General features: G+C 41.8%; 5 protein-coding genes. All 5 read left to right on the top strand.

Translation table 11 applies throughout. The annotated features are described in order from the left end of the window. The coding region (locus ACYVG7_RS11030) for a FliI/YscN family ATPase (protein ID WP_460883158.1) at nucleotides 1-1,134 on the top strand (1,134 nt) is incomplete at its 5' end. After that, nucleotides 1,131-1,592 carry a hypothetical protein gene (locus ACYVG7_RS11025; protein ID WP_460883157.1) on the top strand — a complete coding sequence of 154 codons (462 nt, stop codon included), beginning with the start codon at nucleotides 1,131-1,133 and terminating at the stop codon, nucleotides 1,590-1,592. The genes ACYVG7_RS11030 and ACYVG7_RS11025, both read left to right, overlap by 4 nt. Then, a complete protein-coding gene (locus ACYVG7_RS11020; RefSeq protein WP_460883156.1) occupies nucleotides 1,582-2,538 on the top strand; it encodes a hypothetical protein in 957 nt (318 codons plus the stop codon). Before ACYVG7_RS11025 ends, ACYVG7_RS11020 begins: the two co-directional genes overlap by 11 nt. Nucleotides 2,539-2,542: 4 nt before the next feature. After that, nucleotides 2,543-2,962 carry a flagellar hook assembly protein FlgD gene (locus tag ACYVG7_RS11015; RefSeq protein WP_460883155.1) on the top strand — a complete coding sequence of 140 codons (420 nt, stop codon included), beginning with the start codon at nucleotides 2,543-2,545 and terminating at the stop codon, nucleotides 2,960-2,962. 15 nt (nucleotides 2,963-2,977) lie between these two features. Then, entirely contained in the window at nucleotides 2,978-3,922 is a 945-nt protein-coding gene (locus ACYVG7_RS11010; RefSeq protein WP_460883154.1) for a flagellar hook-basal body complex protein, read from the top strand. Nucleotides 3,923-3,995 lie beyond the last annotated feature (73 nt).

The raw sequence follows: 3,995 nt of genomic DNA, 5'->3' as shown, positions 1-3,995 counted from the left end.
TGCCCATTCGGCAGGCCGTCAACTAAGCCCGCCCGGCGGGTTGGGGAGCGAGTATCCGACTTTGGATTTGATCAACAAGGCCCTGGACATATGATCCAAGTCCAAGTAGGGCCAGAGTTAATTGGTCGTATCATTGATCCTTTATCCAAGCCTTATGACCAACTTGCAGACTGTACTGAATTAAAATCGGTGACACTACACCCGGAGTCTATTAATCCTCTTGAGCGGAAACGGATTGATACACAAATTGAAACGGGCATCAGCTTGATTGATCTTTTTTTGCCTTTGGGGCAGGGGCAACGAATTGGTATTTTTGCTGGTAGTGGTGTAGGCAAAAGTTCTTTACTAGGAATGTTTGCCAAGAGTGCTACTTCAGACATTAATGTGATAGCTATGATCGGAGAGCGGGGGCGAGAAGTCCGGGATTTTATTGAAGACAATCTTGGTCAGAGTGGAATGAGTAAATCAATTGTAGTTGTCGCTACTGCGGAACAGTCGCCCGTTATGCGGGTTAGGGCATTATATACCGCAATGGCTATAGCCGATTATTTTTCCAGCCAAGGCCAGCATGTCCTATTGACGGTTGACTCGATTACCCGATTTGCAATGGCTCTGCGTGAGATCGCATTGTCTGTTGGAGAACCGCCGTCTAGCCGCGGGTACACCCCATCTGTACTATCCACTCTCCCTGTTATTGTTGAAAGAGCTGGGAATTTTTCTGCTGGTTCTATTTCGGCAATTTTTACTGTCTTAGTTGAGGGGGATGACTTCAATGAGCCCATCACTGATACAATGCGCGGCATTCTCGATGGCCATCTGATTTTGCGGCGGGAAATCGCAGATAAGGGGCAGTACCCAGCTGTAGATATATTTAAAAGCAATAGTCGGCTTGCAAGTGCCTTGCAGGATAAATCGACTCTTGAACTGGTTAAGCGTGCAAAATTGATCCTGCTTGAAATGCAAAAAGTTGAAGAGATGAAAGAGTTAGGTGTGTATCGTGTTAATGAAAATACTGAGCTTGATTCAAAATATGAAACAGGGTTAAAAATTTTAAATTTACTTGCGCAGGATAAGTCTTATTTTATTCCATTAGAACAATCCTTGTCACAGCTTCAACGGCTATTAGTATCATGATTGATATTGCCGTTGTACGCGGGAAACTTGTTCGTTTACAAAAGCTTGTACGATTAATCGAGCAAGATGTCGCAAGCTATGCTCGTTATTTAAAACAACTAAACAATGAATTATCGCAGATATCTGATGCCATCAAATATCAACAACAACGCATCGATCATGCGCTATCTGCGTCCATGTTGGCTGGTGATACAATTAATCCGCTTTTGTGTAACCAAGCGCATGATTTTTTGTCAGAAGCGTACGATGAATTGGACAATCTTTATGTTGACCACGATCGTTTGATGACCACGATAGAGGCTACGTCTAACGAGTTGATGAGCTCCCAGTCTCGTAGAGATAATTTACAGTTGCAGATAAAAGATAATTTACAGCAGATTCATGCCGAAATTTTCCGGAAGGAACTTACTGATGTTTGTGAGCTCTATCTACTGCGGGAGGTGATGAGTGGCAATTAATTCATTAATCAATGATCTGGTGATGCTCACTAGCACTTCTTCTGCAGGTGTCACGCCTAATACAACGAAATTCTATGATCTTATGTCGAGAGATCAGCAGTCGAGCAGCCCCTCATCTGTACTTGCTATGGCTGATATTGTTTCTCCTGTTTTCGCTGACAGTAATGTTGCCGCAGAACAAAAAAATGAATTTAGTTCTGACTTGAACTCTATTAATGCCCCTAATTCTGAACATATTCACGAGCTGGATATTCTGCAATATCAACTTGGATTGCCTCAAGAAAATATAGTTCCGGATCTCTCAGAGAATGATTTCGGTCTCGCCATGGAGTCAATATCTCATATCGGGAATATGTCGCAGGTAGAACACGAAATTCCGATGTCATTAGTATTAAATGCAGTTGTCAAACCATCTGGAGTAACCGACTGCGTTAATGATCGTGTTGATGTGGCCATGCTTTCTATTGCGACTGGGCAACTTGCGTATGGTTTTTATAGTCAACATTCGGTTGGTTTTTCAGAAGTAAGCGAAGAAAATATCGCGCATCAATCCAATGATATCAAGCTATCCAAGCCTGTTGCTGACTATCGATTTCCCCCAAATTCTATCACTGGTTCTGACGTGTCATCTTCGCATTTTATTCAATTTCAACCTGGTGCCGTATCGTTTCATGCTTCCCAATTAAACGCCACCAATAACGATTATTTAATTGACCGTATAAAGGCAACTCAATCCGTTGCACATTATTTTGTAAATAAACTATTGCCGCGAAAGGTAACACTAATTTCTAGTGGCGAGAGTGCTGCTCTTTATATCAGAGATTATTATTCTAACGATAACGCAACCGAATTTTATGCACCTTATGCGCAACTAAATATTAGCTCTATTAATGTTCAACGAGTGGTTGTTAATGGTGTTTTGATCAAAGACAGTAGGACAGTATAGTATTATGCAAGTACAAGCAATTGGTAGTGATTTGACTGACTCCAGCAGTGGTCTTACGACAAATCAGCAACTATCTCAGAATGATTTTATCAAGCTTTTTATGTCTCAACTGACGTATCAGGATCCTCTTGAGCCGGTTGATAATAGTCAGTTCCTGGCTCAATTGGCACAGTTTTCTTCTGTTGAACAAAACCGTGCCATGAACGAGAAGTTGGATAATTTGTTATCTATAGGGACGACGTTTCAGGCGGCATCCCTGGTCGGAAAGTCGGTAGAAATCACCAGTAATTCAACTACATCGATAGGTGTTATTAGTGCGGTGAGTTTCTCATCGGATGGTCCGGTTTTGACTGTCAAACTGGATTCTGGGGACTATATCAATAACGTTGAGTTGTCTCAGATTTCAAAAATTTCCTCTTCATAACTAAGGGTTGCCAATATGATGCAGTCATTTTTCAATAGTCTCTCTGGGATGATGGGATTTTCCAAAGGACTTGATCAGGTTAGTAATAACATATCGAACATGAATACAGCCGGTTTTCGAGGAAAGGATGTTTTCTATCAGAGTGTTGTTGGTGATGCGGGCTCTAACGTTTCTGAGTATGTCTTGCGCAGTGCTGATGGTGATATCAAACAGACGAGCACCGATACTAATGTTGCCATCTCTGGTAATGGCTATTTTGTCTTAAAAGATGGAGGCAACTCCTATTTAACTCGAGGTGGCAGTTTTGAATTTAACTCGAGTGGAAAACTAGTTGATACCGCGACTGGTTATACTGTTTCAGGTATTGATGAAAAGGGTGAACTGTTTGATTTTGATATTTCTAATGTACTGATTTTGGCTCCTGAAGCTACGAAGACTGTTGAGTTGACCGGAAATATATCGTCGGATGGCACCAATCACAACATAAGTGATGTAAATATCTATAGTGCAGATGGCGTTAAAAAAACAGTTAAAATTCAATTTGCCGACAGGACGTCTGTTACTAAGGAGCAGACTAACTCTGCCGGAGTAAAGGAAACTGTTGGCACAGGTGAATACGAGTGGACAGTCAATATATTAGCCAGTGATGAATCCGTCTTGACCACTAGTAAAATACGTTTTGATAATAGCGGAAAAATTGTTTCTGGTTATGAAAAGCTGAGCGTTAGTTATGTAAACGGAGCTAACAGTGCATCTACTAAATTTGATCTCAATTGCTCTGCATTGACTCAATACGCTTCCGGTTCAACATCCTCTGCAAGTGTAAAGACTAGCGATGGACATGCAGCTTTAGGTATTTCAACGGTAGCCTTTGATGATGATGGGGTCTTGACCATTACTTATTCCAATGGTGAGAAAGTGGCTAGCCATCAATTGGCTGTCGCAGAGGTCTCTAAATAGCTGATCCTAATTTCGCTCCAGTTGCATAAGCCCATGTCCATTACCGGGGAACGGGGCGGCATGATCCAGGAAG

Source organism: Pseudaeromonas pectinilytica (genome assembly GCF_054780855.1).
The sequence above is the reverse complement of the archived record's forward strand: the minus strand, read 5'-3'. Positions and strand labels throughout refer to the sequence as shown.

What these genes read in the sequence shown, in the direction of transcription:
- ACYVG7_RS11025 (WP_460883157.1), top strand. Translation starts at nt 1,131, where the DNA reads ATGATTGATATTGCCGTTGTACGCGGGAAACTTGTTCGTTTACAAAAG.
- ACYVG7_RS11015 (WP_460883155.1), top strand. Translation starts at nt 2,543, where the DNA reads ATGCAAGTACAAGCAATTGGTAGTGATTTGACTGACTCCAGCAGTGGT.
- ACYVG7_RS11010 (WP_460883154.1), top strand. Translation starts at nt 2,978, where the DNA reads ATGATGCAGTCATTTTTCAATAGTCTCTCTGGGATGATGGGATTTTCC.